This window comes from Kribbella deserti (assembly GCF_042434725.1).
Lineage (GTDB): Bacteria > Actinomycetota > Actinomycetes > Propionibacteriales > Kribbellaceae > Kribbella > Kribbella deserti.
This window is the reverse complement of record NZ_JBHLTC010000032.1, coordinates 13,048-26,099: the sequence shown is the minus strand read 5'-3', so window position 1 is coordinate 26,099 and position 13,052 is coordinate 13,048. Positions and strand designations below refer to the sequence as shown.

The following is a 13,052-nucleotide window of genomic DNA, read 5'->3' as shown; positions in this document are numbered from 1 at the left end:
GAGTGCCCGCGATGCGTGTCTTTCTGACCGCTCTGGCCGCCACCGCACTGGTGGCCGTGCCGGCAGCGACGGCGAGTGCCGCCGACGGGAACCCCTTCACGGGTCCCGTCGGCGGTACGCGGCTGGGAACGACCGCCACCGTCGAGTCCGAAGGTGGACAGCCGCCGCCGGTGGTGAAGGCCGGCGCGTGGCTGATCGCGGACATCGGTACGGGCGAGGTGCTCGCCGCGAAGGCGCCGCACGCCCAATTGAGACCCGCCAGCACGCTGAAGACGCTCACCTCGCTCGTATTGCTGCCGAGGCTGAACAAGACCGACAAGATCGTCGGCAAGTACGAAGACGCCGCCATCGAGGGCAGCAAGGTCGGCGTTCATCCTGGTCTGACGTACAGCGTGGACCTGCTCTTCCAAGGGCTATTCCTCGCCTCCGGCAACGACGCGGTGAACGCCCTGTCGAGCCACGACCAGGGCGGCGTACCCGCGACGATCGCGCGGATGAACGCGACCGCGGCTCATCTCGGCGCCTTCGACACCCACGTCACCGATCCGACCGGCCTCGACGGCGACGGCCAGCTCAGCAGCGCCTACGACCTCGCGTTGTTCGCCCGCGCCGGACTGGCCCGGCCCGACTTCCGGCGGTACGTCTCGACCAAGCTGATCACCTACCCGCTCGCGGACAACGCCGGGCGATACCAGGTGGCCAATCAGAACAGCCTGCTCTTCAAGTACGACGGCGCGATCGGCGTCAAGACCGGCTACACCACCCTCGCCCGCAACACCTTCATCGGTGCCGCGACTCGCGACGGGCACACCCTGGTGGTCACGCTGCTGAACTCCCCGCACGGCGTGACGGCCGACGCCGCCACCTTGCTGGACTGGGGTTTCGCCAACCGGGACAAGGTCGAACCGATCGGCCGCCTGATCACGGCCACGGATGTCGCCGCCGCCCGAGGTGGCCAGGCGACGAAACCGCGCGTGGTGAATCGCGCCGGGACCTCCGGCCACGAGGACACCGCCCCGGCCACTCAACCGGTCCGCGTACCGGTCCACCTCGGCGGCACCGACATCCTCGGCCTACCGATCTGGCTGTTCCTGCTCCCCCCAGCGGCCCTCGCCCTCTTCTATTTCCGCCCCCGCCCCGCCCCAGCCCCCGCTCCCGCTCCCGCTCCCGCCGCACCCTCCGCCGCCGCTAACACGGCGTGTCGCCGTTCATCGGACCCTTGTGACCAGGCGTGTCGCCGTTCATCGGACCCTTGTGACCAGGCGTGTCGCCGTTCATCGGACCCTTGTGACCGGGAACGATCGCGCTGAGCTTCGTACGGCGCTGCGGCGCGCGGCCGAGGGCGTCGTACGGCGTGAGGTCAGTCCTTGCGGAGGAAGGTGCGGACGGCGCGGGTGGCGCCGAGGCCCAGCGCGGTTGCGGTGGCGCCGAGGACCGCGCCGGCGGCTACCGCGACCGTGTCGGCCTTGCGTTCCGGGATTGGAACCACCTTGTACTTGATGCCGGCCGGGCCCTGGATCAAGTCACCGGCCTTCCGCGCGGAATCCTCGCGGGGCGACGTACCGGTCGGCAGTGCGGCGCGGGCCGCCTCGGCCGCCTCGCCGGTGTGCCAGCGATGGTCGAGGGTGGCTTCCTTGGTCCAGGCGGCGATCAGCATGATCACCCTGGTCATCAGATAGATCCAGACCAGCAGAGCCAGCGGAAGCGCCAGCGTGCCGTAGGCCGCGTTGCCGCCGAGCACCTTGTTCACATAGAGATTGCCGAGCTTCTGCGCCGCGAAGAACAGGATGCCTCCGGCAACGGCCGCGATGACCGCCACCTTGCGCGGCAGGATGATCCGGGGCATCGCGGTCTGCATGTAGAGGAACAACAGCGCACCCGAGGCTATACCGAGGATGGCGCTCAGCCCCTGCAGGCCCCACTTCGCGAGCCAGGTTCCTTCCATACCGGCCCATTCCACGATCTGGCCGACCAGTCCACCAAGGATCGAGGACGACGCCGTCGCGAACAGGCCGATCAGACCGAGGCCGACCAGCGCGCCGAGGTCCACCAGCTTGAGCTTGATCGCGTTGCCCGGCTGGTCGTCCAGCTCGTGCATCGATCGGATCGAGGCCCGCAGCGAGTCGATCCAGCCCAGGCCGGTGATCAGCAGCGAGGCGCCGGAGATCAGACCGATGCTGCCCGCGTTGGCGACCAGGCCGTCGATGTCGATCTTGTCGCCGATGCCGGGCAGGTTCTCCCGCAGCACCTTCTTGACCGTGCCGACGCGCTCGTCGCCGAGCAGCGCGGCCGTCACCGCGGCGGCCAGCACGATCAACGGGAACATCGACAGGAACGCGAAAAAGCTGGTCGCGCCCGCGAGGCGGTTACCCCGGCGGTCGCCGTACCGCTTCCAGGCACGCCACACCTGAGTCCGCGAGAACCGCGCCCAGACCGCCTTGGCCCGCTCCTTGATCGCCATTGACAACCATTACCCCGTCGCTAGGTTCCCATTCGTGCGGCGGTTCGCCACAGCCTGAACGGCGAACCGTTCACGCGAAGGTCAGCCTGCCAGGGGGAAGTCGCGTTGCGGGCGCCACACACCGTCCGAGCCGTGTTCGTAACGGCTGAAGGCAACCACATCGAAAAGGCAGTCGTAGTCCGCGAGCGCCTCGTAGGCCCGGTCCAGCAGTTCCTTCTCCAGGTCGTGCGCGATCGTCACGTGCGGGTGGTACGGGAAGCGCAGCTCCACCTCGAGCGGGCCGGACCGAACCTGGCCCTGCAGCACCTCACACGACGAAATGCCCTCGGTGAGCGGTACGAACACCACCGGCGAGATCGGCCGGAACGTCGCCGTACCGCGCAGCCGGATCCGGAACTTCGGGAACCGCGCGGCCACGTCGGTCAGATGCTCGTCGACCAGCTTGAGATCTTCGTCGGCGATCTCGGTCGGCGGCAGCAGCGTGACGTGGGTCGGGATCGACGAGGCCATCGGATCACCGAAGTCGGCACGGTGCTTCTGCAACTCCGAGCCGAACGGTTCCGGGATCGGGATCGCGACGCCGATGGTCGTCATCGCGTGGTGTCGTCGGAGACGGCGGCAGACATGCCGCTGATTCTGCCAGCGAAGGGGCCGACCGTCGCACCCGGGAGGCCCACAATGGTCATACCGTTCATCCTATGCCCACTTCACCACGCGCAGTGATCACCGCCCCCGGTGGTCTGGGCGGCCCCTGCGCGCCGCTGCCGATGTTCGCCACCGACGCGGCCGTCGCCCGGGGCGCCGAGGCCAGGCCCATCTGGTGGCAGCACGTTGACGAACTGAGAGCACTGCCCGAAAACGAGATCGGTGCTCTCGTTGCTGCCCAGATCGCGCCGCACGTGCGAGACTGCGATCCCGCCGGCACCTTGCTGGTCGGGAAATCCCTGGGCAGTCACGGGTCCACTGTTGCGGCGGACAACGATCTGCCCGCGGTCTGGCTGACGCCGCTGCTGACCCAGGAATGGGTCGTCGACGGCTTACGCCGGTCGGCCGCACCGTACCTGCTGGTCGGTGGAACGGCCGACCCGTCGTGGGACTCCGCCCTGGCCCGGGAACTCACGCCGTACGTGCTCGAGGTCGACGGGGCCGATCACGGAATGTACGTACCCGGACGGCTCGCGGCCTCCACCGCCGTACTCGGGTAGGTTGCGACGGCGGTGGAGGACTTCCTCGATCAAGTGGTCTGGCCGGCCTGATCGCTCAATTGCCGCGAGTGAAACCCGAGGTAGCTGTCGGACGATCCGGTTTCGTCGCCGAAGCCACCGACCCAGAGCCTGCCCTGCCGCACTCGCCGAGGCGAACAGGTTGGCCGCGCCCGCTGGGTCCGCCTGCCGTTCGAAGCCGTTCTTGGTCATACGCAGGACGTAGGGTCCGTCCTCCCGCGTTTCGCCGACCGCCACCGGGAGCCCACTCACCAGACTGAGGGAGTTGAGCTCGGCACCCTCCGCCGGAGTTGCCACCTCGGTCCAGGTCTTGCCGTCGTAGTGCTTGACCCGTCGAACGCCGCTACCCACAGGTCGCTGGCGGACAGCGCTTCAAGGTCGTAGGGATAGCCAGGACTACCGATCACGCTGTCGTTGAGAGGCGCCCACTTCCTACCGTCGTAGCGATAGGCGAATCCGCCCTCCGGAGTCTCGGCACCGCCTCCGTTGTGCGGACTCACCGCATCGACGTCGAGTAGGCGTCCGGCGGCGAGAGGCTGCCGCGTCGGCTGCCAGGTCACGCCGTCCCACCGGGCGGCGACCGGCCGGAAGCCTTCGCGATCATTGAAGGCGCCGACGGTCCAGAGCGCGGTGCCACCGGGATCGATCGAATAGGGCACGTAGGTCTTCAGCCCGGTCGGCGTCTCGTGCCACTCGTGCGGATCGGCAGTTGCGGCGTGGGCCGCGGGAGCAAGCGGCACCATGGCAGCGGTCAGGCCCGCGACCACGGCGAGCCGACGCCGGGGACCGCCTGCGGCACGTGCGGTGGCGAACTTGCTGGACATATCGCGATCGGCGCTCATGATCGCCCTTCTTTCCATCGGCAACAGGCTGTCGAAGGACCAAGAGCGCGTCAGAACCGGCTTGTTACAGCCGCACCAAAGTCCGCCTGTGCGGGAGGCGGTTAGTCGCGGCGGTACTTGGGCACGGACTTGTCCTGCTTGAGCGTGTCGGCGGCCTTCTGCAACCGATTGCTCCACTCGGCCGACGTCAACGCGCCGGCCATGAACGCGCCGGTGGCGTCCGCCGCGGTCTGCGCGAGCGTGGGGTACCACCGGTCGAAGTACCAGCGAATGACCTGGTCACCGGCGAGATCGAGCAGCTTCCCGGCGGACCGCACCGCCGTACTGGCCTGCTCGCTGTCATACGCACCCCGTACGACGGTGAGGGTGTTCGTGGTGGCGGCGTACGCCGAGGCCGCCGGCGCCGACAGCATGGCCCGGATGAACTCGGCACCACCCGCCGGATTCGGGGCCTTCTCCGCCAGCACCACCGGCTGTTCGAAGGCCACGTGCACGCCGTTCGGCAGCTTCGCGTCATCGAGCGGCGGAATCGCCAGCGCGGTCAGGCCGAACCCCTTCGGCAGCACCTTGGCCATCTCGTTCTCGAGCCAGTTGCCGCAGGGCAGGAACGCCGCCTTGCCGGTCAGGAACCGGGTCTGCGAGGCGGTGTGGTCGAGATCGTGTGACCCCTTCAGCACCAAGCCCCGGCTGGAGAGTTCACCGAAGGCCTTCAGCGCGGACTGCAGGCCCGGGTGATGCCAGGCGCCGTCCTCGAGGTTGTCGAGGGCAACCATCACCTCGTGACCACCGGATTTCGCGGCCTGGGTGAGGATCGGCTCGAGGATGTAGTACGGATGGGCGCCCGCGAACGTGAACGGCGCCAAACCCTTGGCTTTCAAGGTGATCGCGGTCCGGATCAGCTCGGTCCAGCTCCGCGGTACCTCCCAGCCGCGCCGCTCGAACAGCGGCGCCGAGTACCAGATGGCGTGCACGGTGGCGACGTACGGAATGGCGCGCGCGGTTCCGTCGTACGAGCCTGATTCGAGGGTGCCCGGCACCAGGCTGTCACCGACGGTGCGTTGCGGCCGATCCCAGGAAGGGGCCTTGAGCAACGGCGCGAGGTCGGACAGGCCGTTGCCGGCGACAAGGTTGCTGAGGGCAAGTTGATCGGGGCCCGAGTTGTGCACCACGTCCGGCGGATTGCCGGCGTCGAACCGGGGCTGCAGCGCCGTGGCCAGCTGCGGCAGGGCCACCACCGTCGCCGTGGCCTGCGGGAACTTCTGCTTGTACAGCTCGAGCGGCACCTTGGTATCACCCGACCGCCCGTCGGCGACCGCAACGTCCAGAACGCTGTCCGCGCCCACCCCGAACGGATTGTTCGGGTCGGGCGCGGAGGGCGCGGGCTTGTCTTCCGAGCAACCGGCCAGCGTCAGCACGGCCGCCGAGGCCAGGGCCTGGCGAAGGACAGCGCGGCGGGTCGGCCGGTGGTCGGGGTTCACGAGTCCAGAGGCTACTTCAAAGTGGCGCCGGTGAGACCCGCCTGGACCTGCCGGTAGAAGATCAGGTACACCGCGACGACCGGGACCATCGCGATCGTCAGGGCCGCGAACAGCGCGCCCCAGTCGTTCTCGTAGCGCTGGCTGCCGAGCAGGGTGGCGATGCCCTGGGAGAGCACCGGCTTCTGCGGCGACAGGAACGACGGCAGCACGAACTGGTTCCACTGGCCGAGCACGTTGAAGATACCGACGCTGAGCAGACCCGGCTTGGCCATCGGCAGCATCACCCGGAAGAACACCACGGTGTGCGAGGCGCCGTCGACCAGCGCGGCCTCGGCGATCGACTGTGGCAGCGTCCGGAAGAACGCGTGCATGAAGAACACCGTGAACGGCAGCGAGTAGGCGATGTAGACCAGGATCAGACCCTGGTACGTCGAGATCATGCCGAAGTTCTGCACCACGAAGAACAGCGGCACGATCGCCAGGAAGGTCGGGAACATCATGCCCGCGGCGAACAGGTAGTAGATGAAGCGGTTGCCGGGGAACTCGTACCGGGCCAGCACGTAGGCCACCATCGAGCCGAACAGCATCGTGCCGATGACACCACCGGTGACCACGACGGCGCTGTTCAGCAGGTAGTCGCCGACGCCCTTGCTCCAGGCGCGGGAGAAGTTCTCCCACAGCAGTTCCTTCGGCAGCGCCCACGGGCTGTCGCCGAAGATCTCGCCGGTGCTCTTCAGCGAGGCGATCAGCGCCCAGACGAACGGCACCGTGACCAGTAGCGTCCAGGCGATCAGCGCGGTGTGCGAGAACACGTTGACCGGGCTGAACGAACGGTCCTTGGCGCCGGCGGGCTGAACCACCGGCGGGTTGACCGAGGACTTGCCCTCGACGTCCAGTTGCAGAGTCATCTCAGGTTCCTCAGTATTCGATGCGATCGCGACGGGTGGCCCGGAGCATGACGGCGGCGATGATCAGGGTGAGGAAGAACAGCACCACACCCATCGCCGAGGCATAACCCGCGCGGCCGTACTGGAAGCCGTTGTCGGCGATCTGCAGACCCATCACCTGGGTCGAGTTGTCCGGGCCGCCGGGACCCGCGGTCATCACCGCGACCAGGGCGTAGGCGTCCAGGGCGAGGATCGCCAGGTAGACCCAGGACGTCTGGATCGTGTCCCACAGCAGCGGCAGGGTGATCCGGAAGAACGTCGACAACCGGGTGGCGCCGTCGATGATCGCCGCCTCGAAGATGTCCTTCGGAATACCCGACATGGCCGCGTTGAACAGCACCAGGTAGAACCCGACGCTGCCCCAGATCAGCACCCACATCACGCAGTACAGCGCCAGGTTGGGATCGGCCAGGAAGCCCGAGGGCCCCAGGCCGATCTTCTCCAGCACCGAGTTGGCCAGACCGCTGTCTTGTGAGTTCAGCACCACCGACCAGATGACGGCGATGACCGGAACCGACAGGACCTGCGGCATGAAGAAGGCCAGCTTGTAGAAACCGTTACCACGGACCCCCTGCACGCCCGCGCTGTTCGCCCGGCCACCCACGTTGAGCAGGTAGGCGAAGAACAGCGCGAGCAGGATCGTCGCGGTCGGCAGACCGATCAACAAGATCACGTTGTTGCCGAGTGCCGTCCGGAAGACGGCGTCGTTGGCCAGGGTCTTGAAGTTCTCCAGACCGACGAAATTGAACTTCGGTGAAATGCCCGTCCAGTCCGTCAGCGAGTAGTAGAACGCCTGGGCGAACGGTGAGATCACGAAGATCGCATACAACGCGAGCGGTATCGCGAGGAAACTCGCGACGAACCGATAACTGCCGTGCCGCATCTCTCTCCTAATGCAGGGGGCTGAGGATCACTTTTCGCGGGTCCGCTTGACCGTCTTCGGGTCCTTGGCGGTGTCGTCAGCGATCTTCTGGACGCGGTTCATGAACTCGTCGGCCGTGACGCGGCCGGCGCACAGCTCGGCCACAACACTGTAGACCGGCTTGTTCATCGTGGAGTACCACGTGGTGAAGTACGTGGTCCAGTTGTTGTCGGCACCCGAGGTCAGCAGCGCGCTGGACGACTCGGCGCCCGGGCTCAGCTTGAGGCCCTCGGCGGCACCCTTGACGATGGTCGGCGAACCGGTCATCTCGGTGAACTTGCCGGCACCTTCCTTCGACAGCATGATGCGCAGGTACTCCATACCGCCGGCCTTGTTCTTGGCCTTCTCCGGCACGATGAAGCCCTCACCGGCGCTGATCTCGGTGCAGTCGACCGGCAGCTTCGAGCCGTCGAGCAGCGGGGTGTAGGCCGCCGTGGTCAGGAAGTCCTTCGGCGCGACCGGCTTCTGCTCGTTCTCCAGCCAGGAACCGCTGGGAATGAACGCGGCCTTGCCCTGGTTCCAGGCGGTCTGCGACTGGATGTGGTCCAGACCGTCCGTGCCCTGCATGAAGTAGCCCTTGCCCTTGAGCTCGAGGATCGCCTCGGCCGCGGCCTTGATCGACGGCGACTTCCAGGCGTTCGGCTCGAGACCGTCGATCGCGTGGATGACCTCGTGGCCACCGTGCTTGACGGCCATGTCCAGCAGTACCTGGCCCATGTAGTACGGGTGCTTGCCCTGGTAGGCGATCGGCGCGATACCGGCCTTCTTGATCTCCTCGCACAGCGCGAGGAAACCCTTCCAGTCCTTGGCCGGCTCCCAGCCCTTCTCGCTGAAGAGCTTCTTGTTGTACCAGATGGCGTACACGGTGAGCACGTAGTTCATCACCAGCGGCTTGCCCTCGAGCTGGGCCGCCTCGATCGCGATCGGCTCGATCGCGTCCTTGACCTTGACGTTCGGGTCGTCGATCGACGCCGCGTCCAGCAGCGGGGTCAGGTCGGCCAGCTGACCGGTGCTCGCCAGCGTCGAGAACGGCAGCAGCGAGGCGCCGGCGTTGTCGATCACGTCCGGCGGGTTGCCACCGTTGAAGCGCGGCTGCAGCTGCGGGGTGATGTCGGTGATGCCGGCGTGCTTGATCTCGGCGCCACTGAACTTCTTCTTGTACAGCTCCTCGTGGAACTTGGCGTAGTCGTCGCCGTAGCCGCCCTTGAAGATGACGACATCGAGCGGCGCGTCGGCCTTCACACCGAACGGGTTCTCGGCGGTCTTCTCGCCGCCACCGTCGCTGCTGCTGCCGGTGTCACCGCCACCGCCGCTGGCACAGGCGGACAGCAGGGTGCCACCGCCGGCGGCCATCAGCGTGGCGACCGCGCTGCGCTGCAGGAACGCGCGGCGCGACGGGTTGAGGGGAGCGGTCATTGGTCCACCTTCCAAATTGTTTCAGGCAGTACGACGGATCCGGCCGTCGTACCTTGCTTCCAGGACGTGATTGTGGTCGTCCCCGCCCGGGATGTTCGCGGACAGATAGACCGGCGGAGTCTCACCGGCTTCGGTCAGCCGTCGTACCACTTCGGCGACGAGCAGTTGGGCCAGCAGGGCGGCGGTGATGGACGACACGGCACAGACACTGCCACCACCGGGCAGCTCCAGCACCGAGTCGCCGTACGGCGCGCCGTTGTCCAGTACGACGTCGGCGTGATCGATCAACTTCGTTCCGGATGGATGACGGGACTCGACCCCGGAAGTGTGTTGCAGGGAGGTAAGGGCGATCAGCTTGTGGCCCTTCTCCTTGACGATCCGCGCCAGCTCGACGATCGAACCGTTCACGCCGGAGTTCGACGCGATCACGAAGATGTCGGCGGCGGCCGGAGCGGTCAGGTCGTAGAGCCGGGCGGCGACCGTGGGATCGCGCTCCAGAATGCCGCTGCTCAGTACCTCGCGCGGTTCGCCACCGAGTAGCACCAGATCGCGCAACGCGATCCGGTTCGTCGGCACCAGTCCACCGGCGCGGCCCGCGATCTCCATCGCGAGTGCCTCGGAGTGACCCGAACCGAACGCCTGCACGACACCGTCGGCACGCAACGATTCGACGACCAGATCGGCGGCCGTCTGAATCGGGCCGTCCGCCTGCGCCGAGACCGCGGCCATGATCGGTGCCAGTGCCTCCAGATACCCCTCCGCACTGACCGTGCTGGCCATGTACGCCCTACCCCTCAACTCGTCCATCTGTCGCATCTGCGCGCATCGCGACACACTTGGTGCCGACAAGTGCGCAACTTTGCGCTTTGCTGGACAGAACTTTTCTCACCTGGCACCTAAAGTCAAGGCTCATCTCGTTCTTCTCGTCAGATCGGGACCGTTGCGTGACCTTGATCGAAAGTGTTCATAACACCCGCTCTTTGCGCAGTTTGGAGTAACGCAGATGACGAATGTGGGCCTTGTTCCGGAACCAGCGCGGAAGGTGGTCTCCAGGCCAGCGAGCCCACTGGTCCTGGGCGGAGACCTGGGTGGAACCTCGACCCGGATCCTGATCGCGGCCCATGACGGCACGGTAGTCGGCCGCGGGTCCGCCGGTGGCGGCAATCCGACCAGCCATCCGGCCAGTGCCGCGGCCGCTCTCGGGCAGGCCTTGCGGCAAGCGCTCGCCGGAATCGACCCGAAGACCGTCGGCGCCGCCGTGATCGGCGCGGCGGGCGGCGCCGTACTGGCGAATCCAGAGGTGCGGGCCCGGTTCGACGCGGCCTGGTCGGACGCCGGTTTGACCTGCCACGCGGACTACATCGGCGACCTCGAAGTCGCTTTCGCGTCAGGCACAGCCGAGCCTGACGGCACCGCGCTGATCGCGGGCACGGGCAGCGCCGCGGGCGCCGTCGTCAATCACCGGCTGACCCGTACGGCGGACGGCCACGGGTGGTTGCTCGGTGACGACGGTTCCGGCTTCTGGCTCGGCCGCGAAGCCGTGCGCAGTGTGTTGCGCGCTCTGGACCTCGGTCAACCGACGGGCACGCTCGGTGCAGGAGTGATCAGCGCGCTGTTGCCGGACGGTCCCAGCTCGATCACCCCCCGGCGGCCCGGTTTCGACCAGCTGCGTGACGATTTGGTCTGCGCCGTGAATGCCCAGCCGCCCGTCACCTTGGCGGCTTTGGCCCGGGTCGTAGTGGACGCGTACGACGCCGGCGACCCGGCCGCGCAGGCCCTGGTGAAACGCGCAGCCGAACTGCTCACAGAGACGGTCAGCCGGATCAGGACAACGGAAGACACCCGTCCCTTGGTCCTCGCGGGAAGTGTCGCCGGCGACGGCTCACCAGTCGGTCAGGCCCTACGCAAAACCATCGCCGAACGTTTCGCCGGCGAGGTCCGAACCGCCCGCGACGGCGTAGGCGGCGCAACCTGGCTAGCCCTCTCCGCCCTGGACCCCGCCCTAGCCACCCCCACCGCCCACACCACCCTCACCCGCCCCCACTCCTAACAGTGATGAGCTGAGGTCCGCGAGGATATCCACCCTTGCCGCCCGATCCCGATCCCCTGGGCTGCCCGTCCTTCGCCCCGTTTCGCCCCGGCCTGTCGCCGTAGGTCGCTGGTTCCGGCCCGGTGCGCGCCTCTTCGCCTTGGCGCTCAGCTGGGTCCGTCGAACAGGCCCTGGTACGGCGCATGCCCGGGCCGGCTACCGGGTTGCGAGCCGACTACCGGCTTTTGGTAGACCCGCTACCGACTTTTTGCGCGACTACCCGGTTCCAACCAGGTAGTCGCGCAGATACTCGGCAGCCGACCTCGGGACCACCCCGACCACCCCGACCACCACGTCCACCACGTCCACCTCGACCCACCGTCGACCTCGACCCGCCACGCGAACCCAGCATGTCGCACCACGCGAACCCGGCGCGATGACGCAGGCCCGGCGCGGAGCATGCGGAACCACCCGAGTCGACCGGCCATACCCCACCCGTCCCCCTGATAGCCCGCTGTCCTTGGGTCGGGTCGGCCCGGGTCAAGGGCGCGCACGCGTCGCCGCAGGCGATTTCCAACCCTTGACGCGGGCCGACCCGGCCCGACAATCCGCGACTCCTCAGGGGGACGGGTGACCACGGAATTTCTCGGCCCCGGTGAGGTGGTGCACTCGCGACCACTCGCGACCACTCACGCGCACCCGCACCCGCGACCACTCACGCGCACTCACGCGCACTCGCGACCACTCGCGAGTGACGACGCATGCCCTCATCACACCGGCCCTGCCGATCGTGCCCGGCCACAATCCCGCCGACAACCGGTCGGCCTCCGTAGGAGCATCCCCCTTCTGACCAGAGGCCGCCGCCTGCCGCACGTTGCATTCATCGCCGAATCCGCCCTCCGCCGCGTATGGGCCAGTGCAGGCCGGCGGTGAGTTGAGGGCGGATTCGGACCGATGAATGCCCAGCCAGGGTGCCGCTAGATGTCACTGCGCACCCGCGTGGGATTCCAAGGAAGTGCTTGACATCTGGGTGGTGTGCGGCGGATATTCCAAGCATGTCTTTGGAATGGGAAGGGCGTCGGCGGCGGTTGCTGGATGATGCGACGGCTATTCGGGCGTTGGCGCATCCGGTGCGGCTTGAGTTGCAGTCGGTCTTGGGGCGGGAGGGACCACTGACCGCGGCCGAGGCGGCTCGGCGGCTGGGGATCAGCCAGGCGTTGGCCTCGCATCACCTGCGGCAACTCGCCAAGTACGACTTCGTGGAACCGGCGCCGGGCAAGGACAACCGAGAAAGGCCCTGGCGGCTGGTCTCGATCTCGCAGACCTGGCGAGGGGCCGATGCGACTCCGGAAGGCGCGGCCGCGGCCGACGTACTGGAGCAGTTGCTGGCGGAGCGGGCCTTGAACACCTTCCTCGACTGGCAGGAACGGCGTAAGAGCGAGAGCCCGGCTTGGCGCGACCACAGCGGTATCGGCCATGCCGCGGTGTACCTGACCGAGGAGGAGCTCGCCGAGGTGGACGACCGGATCGAGGCGGTGCTCGCGGAGTACATCGAGCAGCGCCCGATCGACGACAAGACCACGCGACCACCGGGCAGCCGGCTGGTCGACATCACCCACTTCGTCTCGGTCCTGCCACCCGACGACGCACAACCCACCGAACCCGGCAAACCCGTCCAGGCGGCGGGCGAAGGCGGGACCGCTGTGAGGGAAAACGCCCAGGGAGAAGGCTGAG

At 67.5% G+C, this 13,052-nt stretch carries 13 protein-coding genes; 4 read left to right on the top strand and 9 right to left on the bottom strand.

Annotated elements, in window-relative coordinates; all coding sequences use genetic code 11:
- The first annotated feature begins 11 nt into the window (after positions 1-11).
- Positions 12-1,310, top strand: coding sequence for a D-alanyl-D-alanine carboxypeptidase family protein (locus ACFFGN_RS24725; protein ID WP_380051806.1), 1,299 nt, complete (start codon positions 12-14; stop codon positions 1,308-1,310).
- 50 nt (positions 1,311-1,360) lie between these two features.
- Here the strand turns inward: ACFFGN_RS24725 and ACFFGN_RS24720 are convergent, their stop codons facing one another.
- Positions 1,361-2,461 (bottom strand): YihY/virulence factor BrkB family protein, encoded by a 1,101-nt coding sequence (locus tag ACFFGN_RS24720; protein WP_380051804.1) that lies wholly within the window; start codon positions 2,459-2,461, stop codon positions 1,361-1,363.
- Positions 2,462-2,542: 81 nt separating this feature from the next.
- Positions 2,543-3,055: a 2'-5' RNA ligase family protein gene (locus ACFFGN_RS24715; protein WP_380051802.1), complete on the bottom strand. Its 513-nt coding sequence runs from the start codon at positions 3,053-3,055 to the stop codon at positions 2,543-2,545.
- A 104-nt stretch (positions 3,056-3,159) separates the two neighbouring features.
- Here ACFFGN_RS24715 and ACFFGN_RS24710 point away from each other — a divergent pair, with 104 nt between their 5' ends.
- On the top strand, positions 3,160-3,666 hold the full coding sequence (locus ACFFGN_RS24710) for an alpha/beta hydrolase (RefSeq protein WP_380051800.1): 507 nt from the start codon (positions 3,160-3,162) through the stop codon (positions 3,664-3,666).
- A 266-nt stretch (positions 3,667-3,932) separates the two neighbouring features.
- On the opposite strand, the gene ACFFGN_RS24705 is transcribed toward ACFFGN_RS24710, so the two are convergent.
- The 6 genes from ACFFGN_RS24705 to ACFFGN_RS24680 form a co-directional block, all read right to left on the bottom strand.
- Positions 3,933-4,526, bottom strand: a complete 594-nt coding sequence (locus ACFFGN_RS24705) for a hypothetical protein (RefSeq protein WP_380051798.1) — start codon at positions 4,524-4,526, stop codon at positions 3,933-3,935.
- A gap of 101 nt (positions 4,527-4,627) precedes the next feature.
- Positions 4,628-6,004, bottom strand: coding sequence for an N-acetylglucosamine/diacetylchitobiose ABC transporter substrate-binding protein (gene ngcE, locus ACFFGN_RS24700; protein ID WP_380051796.1), 1,377 nt, complete (start codon positions 6,002-6,004; stop codon positions 4,628-4,630).
- 11 nt (positions 6,005-6,015) lie between these two features.
- Positions 6,016-6,912: a carbohydrate ABC transporter permease gene (locus tag ACFFGN_RS24695; protein WP_380051794.1), complete on the bottom strand. Its 897-nt coding sequence runs from the start codon at positions 6,910-6,912 to the stop codon at positions 6,016-6,018.
- A 10-nt stretch (positions 6,913-6,922) separates the two neighbouring features.
- Positions 6,923-7,834, bottom strand: coding sequence for a carbohydrate ABC transporter permease (locus ACFFGN_RS24690; RefSeq protein ID WP_380051792.1), 912 nt, complete (start codon positions 7,832-7,834; stop codon positions 6,923-6,925).
- A 27-nt stretch (positions 7,835-7,861) separates the two neighbouring features.
- Entirely contained in the window at positions 7,862-9,289 is a 1,428-nt protein-coding gene (gene ngcE, locus ACFFGN_RS24685) for an N-acetylglucosamine/diacetylchitobiose ABC transporter substrate-binding protein (RefSeq protein ID WP_380051790.1), read from the bottom strand.
- Between the two features lie 21 nt (positions 9,290-9,310).
- On the bottom strand, positions 9,311-10,096 hold the full coding sequence (locus ACFFGN_RS24680) for a sugar isomerase domain-containing protein (RefSeq protein WP_380051788.1): 786 nt from the start codon (positions 10,094-10,096) through the stop codon (positions 9,311-9,313).
- Between the two features lie 196 nt (positions 10,097-10,292).
- Here ACFFGN_RS24680 and ACFFGN_RS24675 point away from each other — a divergent pair, with 196 nt between their 5' ends.
- Positions 10,293-11,339, top strand: a complete 1,047-nt coding sequence (locus ACFFGN_RS24675) for an N-acetylglucosamine kinase (RefSeq protein WP_380051786.1) — start codon at positions 10,293-10,295, stop codon at positions 11,337-11,339.
- A 255-nt stretch (positions 11,340-11,594) separates the two neighbouring features.
- On the opposite strand, the gene ACFFGN_RS24670 is transcribed toward ACFFGN_RS24675, so the two are convergent.
- Entirely contained in the window at positions 11,595-11,717 is a 123-nt protein-coding gene (locus ACFFGN_RS24670; RefSeq protein WP_380051784.1) for a hypothetical protein, read from the bottom strand.
- Between the two features lie 656 nt (positions 11,718-12,373).
- On the opposite strand from ACFFGN_RS24670, the gene ACFFGN_RS24665 reads away from it, so the two are divergent.
- A complete protein-coding gene (locus ACFFGN_RS24665) occupies positions 12,374-13,051 on the top strand; it encodes an ArsR/SmtB family transcription factor (RefSeq protein ID WP_380051782.1) in 678 nt (225 codons plus the stop codon).
- Position 13,052: the final 1 nt, after the last annotated feature.

Bases quoted from the DNA above. Each gene is read 5' to 3' on its own strand.
- ACFFGN_RS24725 (WP_380051806.1), top strand. From the start codon at position 12: ATGCGTGTCTTTCTGACCGCTCTGGCCGCCACCGCACTGGTGGCCGTG.
- ACFFGN_RS24720 (WP_380051804.1), bottom strand. From the start codon at position 2,461: ATGGCGATCAAGGAGCGGGCCAAGGCGGTCTGGGCGCGGTTCTCGCGG.
- ACFFGN_RS24715 (WP_380051802.1), bottom strand. From the start codon at position 3,055: ATGACGACCATCGGCGTCGCGATCCCGATCCCGGAACCGTTCGGCTCG.
- ACFFGN_RS24710 (WP_380051800.1), top strand. From the start codon at position 3,160: ATGCCCACTTCACCACGCGCAGTGATCACCGCCCCCGGTGGTCTGGGC.
- ACFFGN_RS24705 (WP_380051798.1), bottom strand. From the start codon at position 4,526: ATGAGCGCCGATCGCGATATGTCCAGCAAGTTCGCCACCGCACGTGCC.
- ACFFGN_RS24695 (WP_380051794.1), bottom strand. From the start codon at position 6,912: ATGACTCTGCAACTGGACGTCGAGGGCAAGTCCTCGGTCAACCCGCCG.
- ACFFGN_RS24690 (WP_380051792.1), bottom strand. From the start codon at position 7,834: ATGCGGCACGGCAGTTATCGGTTCGTCGCGAGTTTCCTCGCGATACCG.
- ngcE (WP_380051790.1), bottom strand. From the start codon at position 9,289: ATGACCGCTCCCCTCAACCCGTCGCGCCGCGCGTTCCTGCAGCGCAGC.
- ACFFGN_RS24680 (WP_380051788.1), bottom strand. From the start codon at position 10,096: ATGGACGAGTTGAGGGGTAGGGCGTACATGGCCAGCACGGTCAGTGCG.
- ACFFGN_RS24675 (WP_380051786.1), top strand. From the start codon at position 10,293: ATGACGAATGTGGGCCTTGTTCCGGAACCAGCGCGGAAGGTGGTCTCC.
- ACFFGN_RS24665 (WP_380051782.1), top strand. From the start codon at position 12,374: ATGTCTTTGGAATGGGAAGGGCGTCGGCGGCGGTTGCTGGATGATGCG.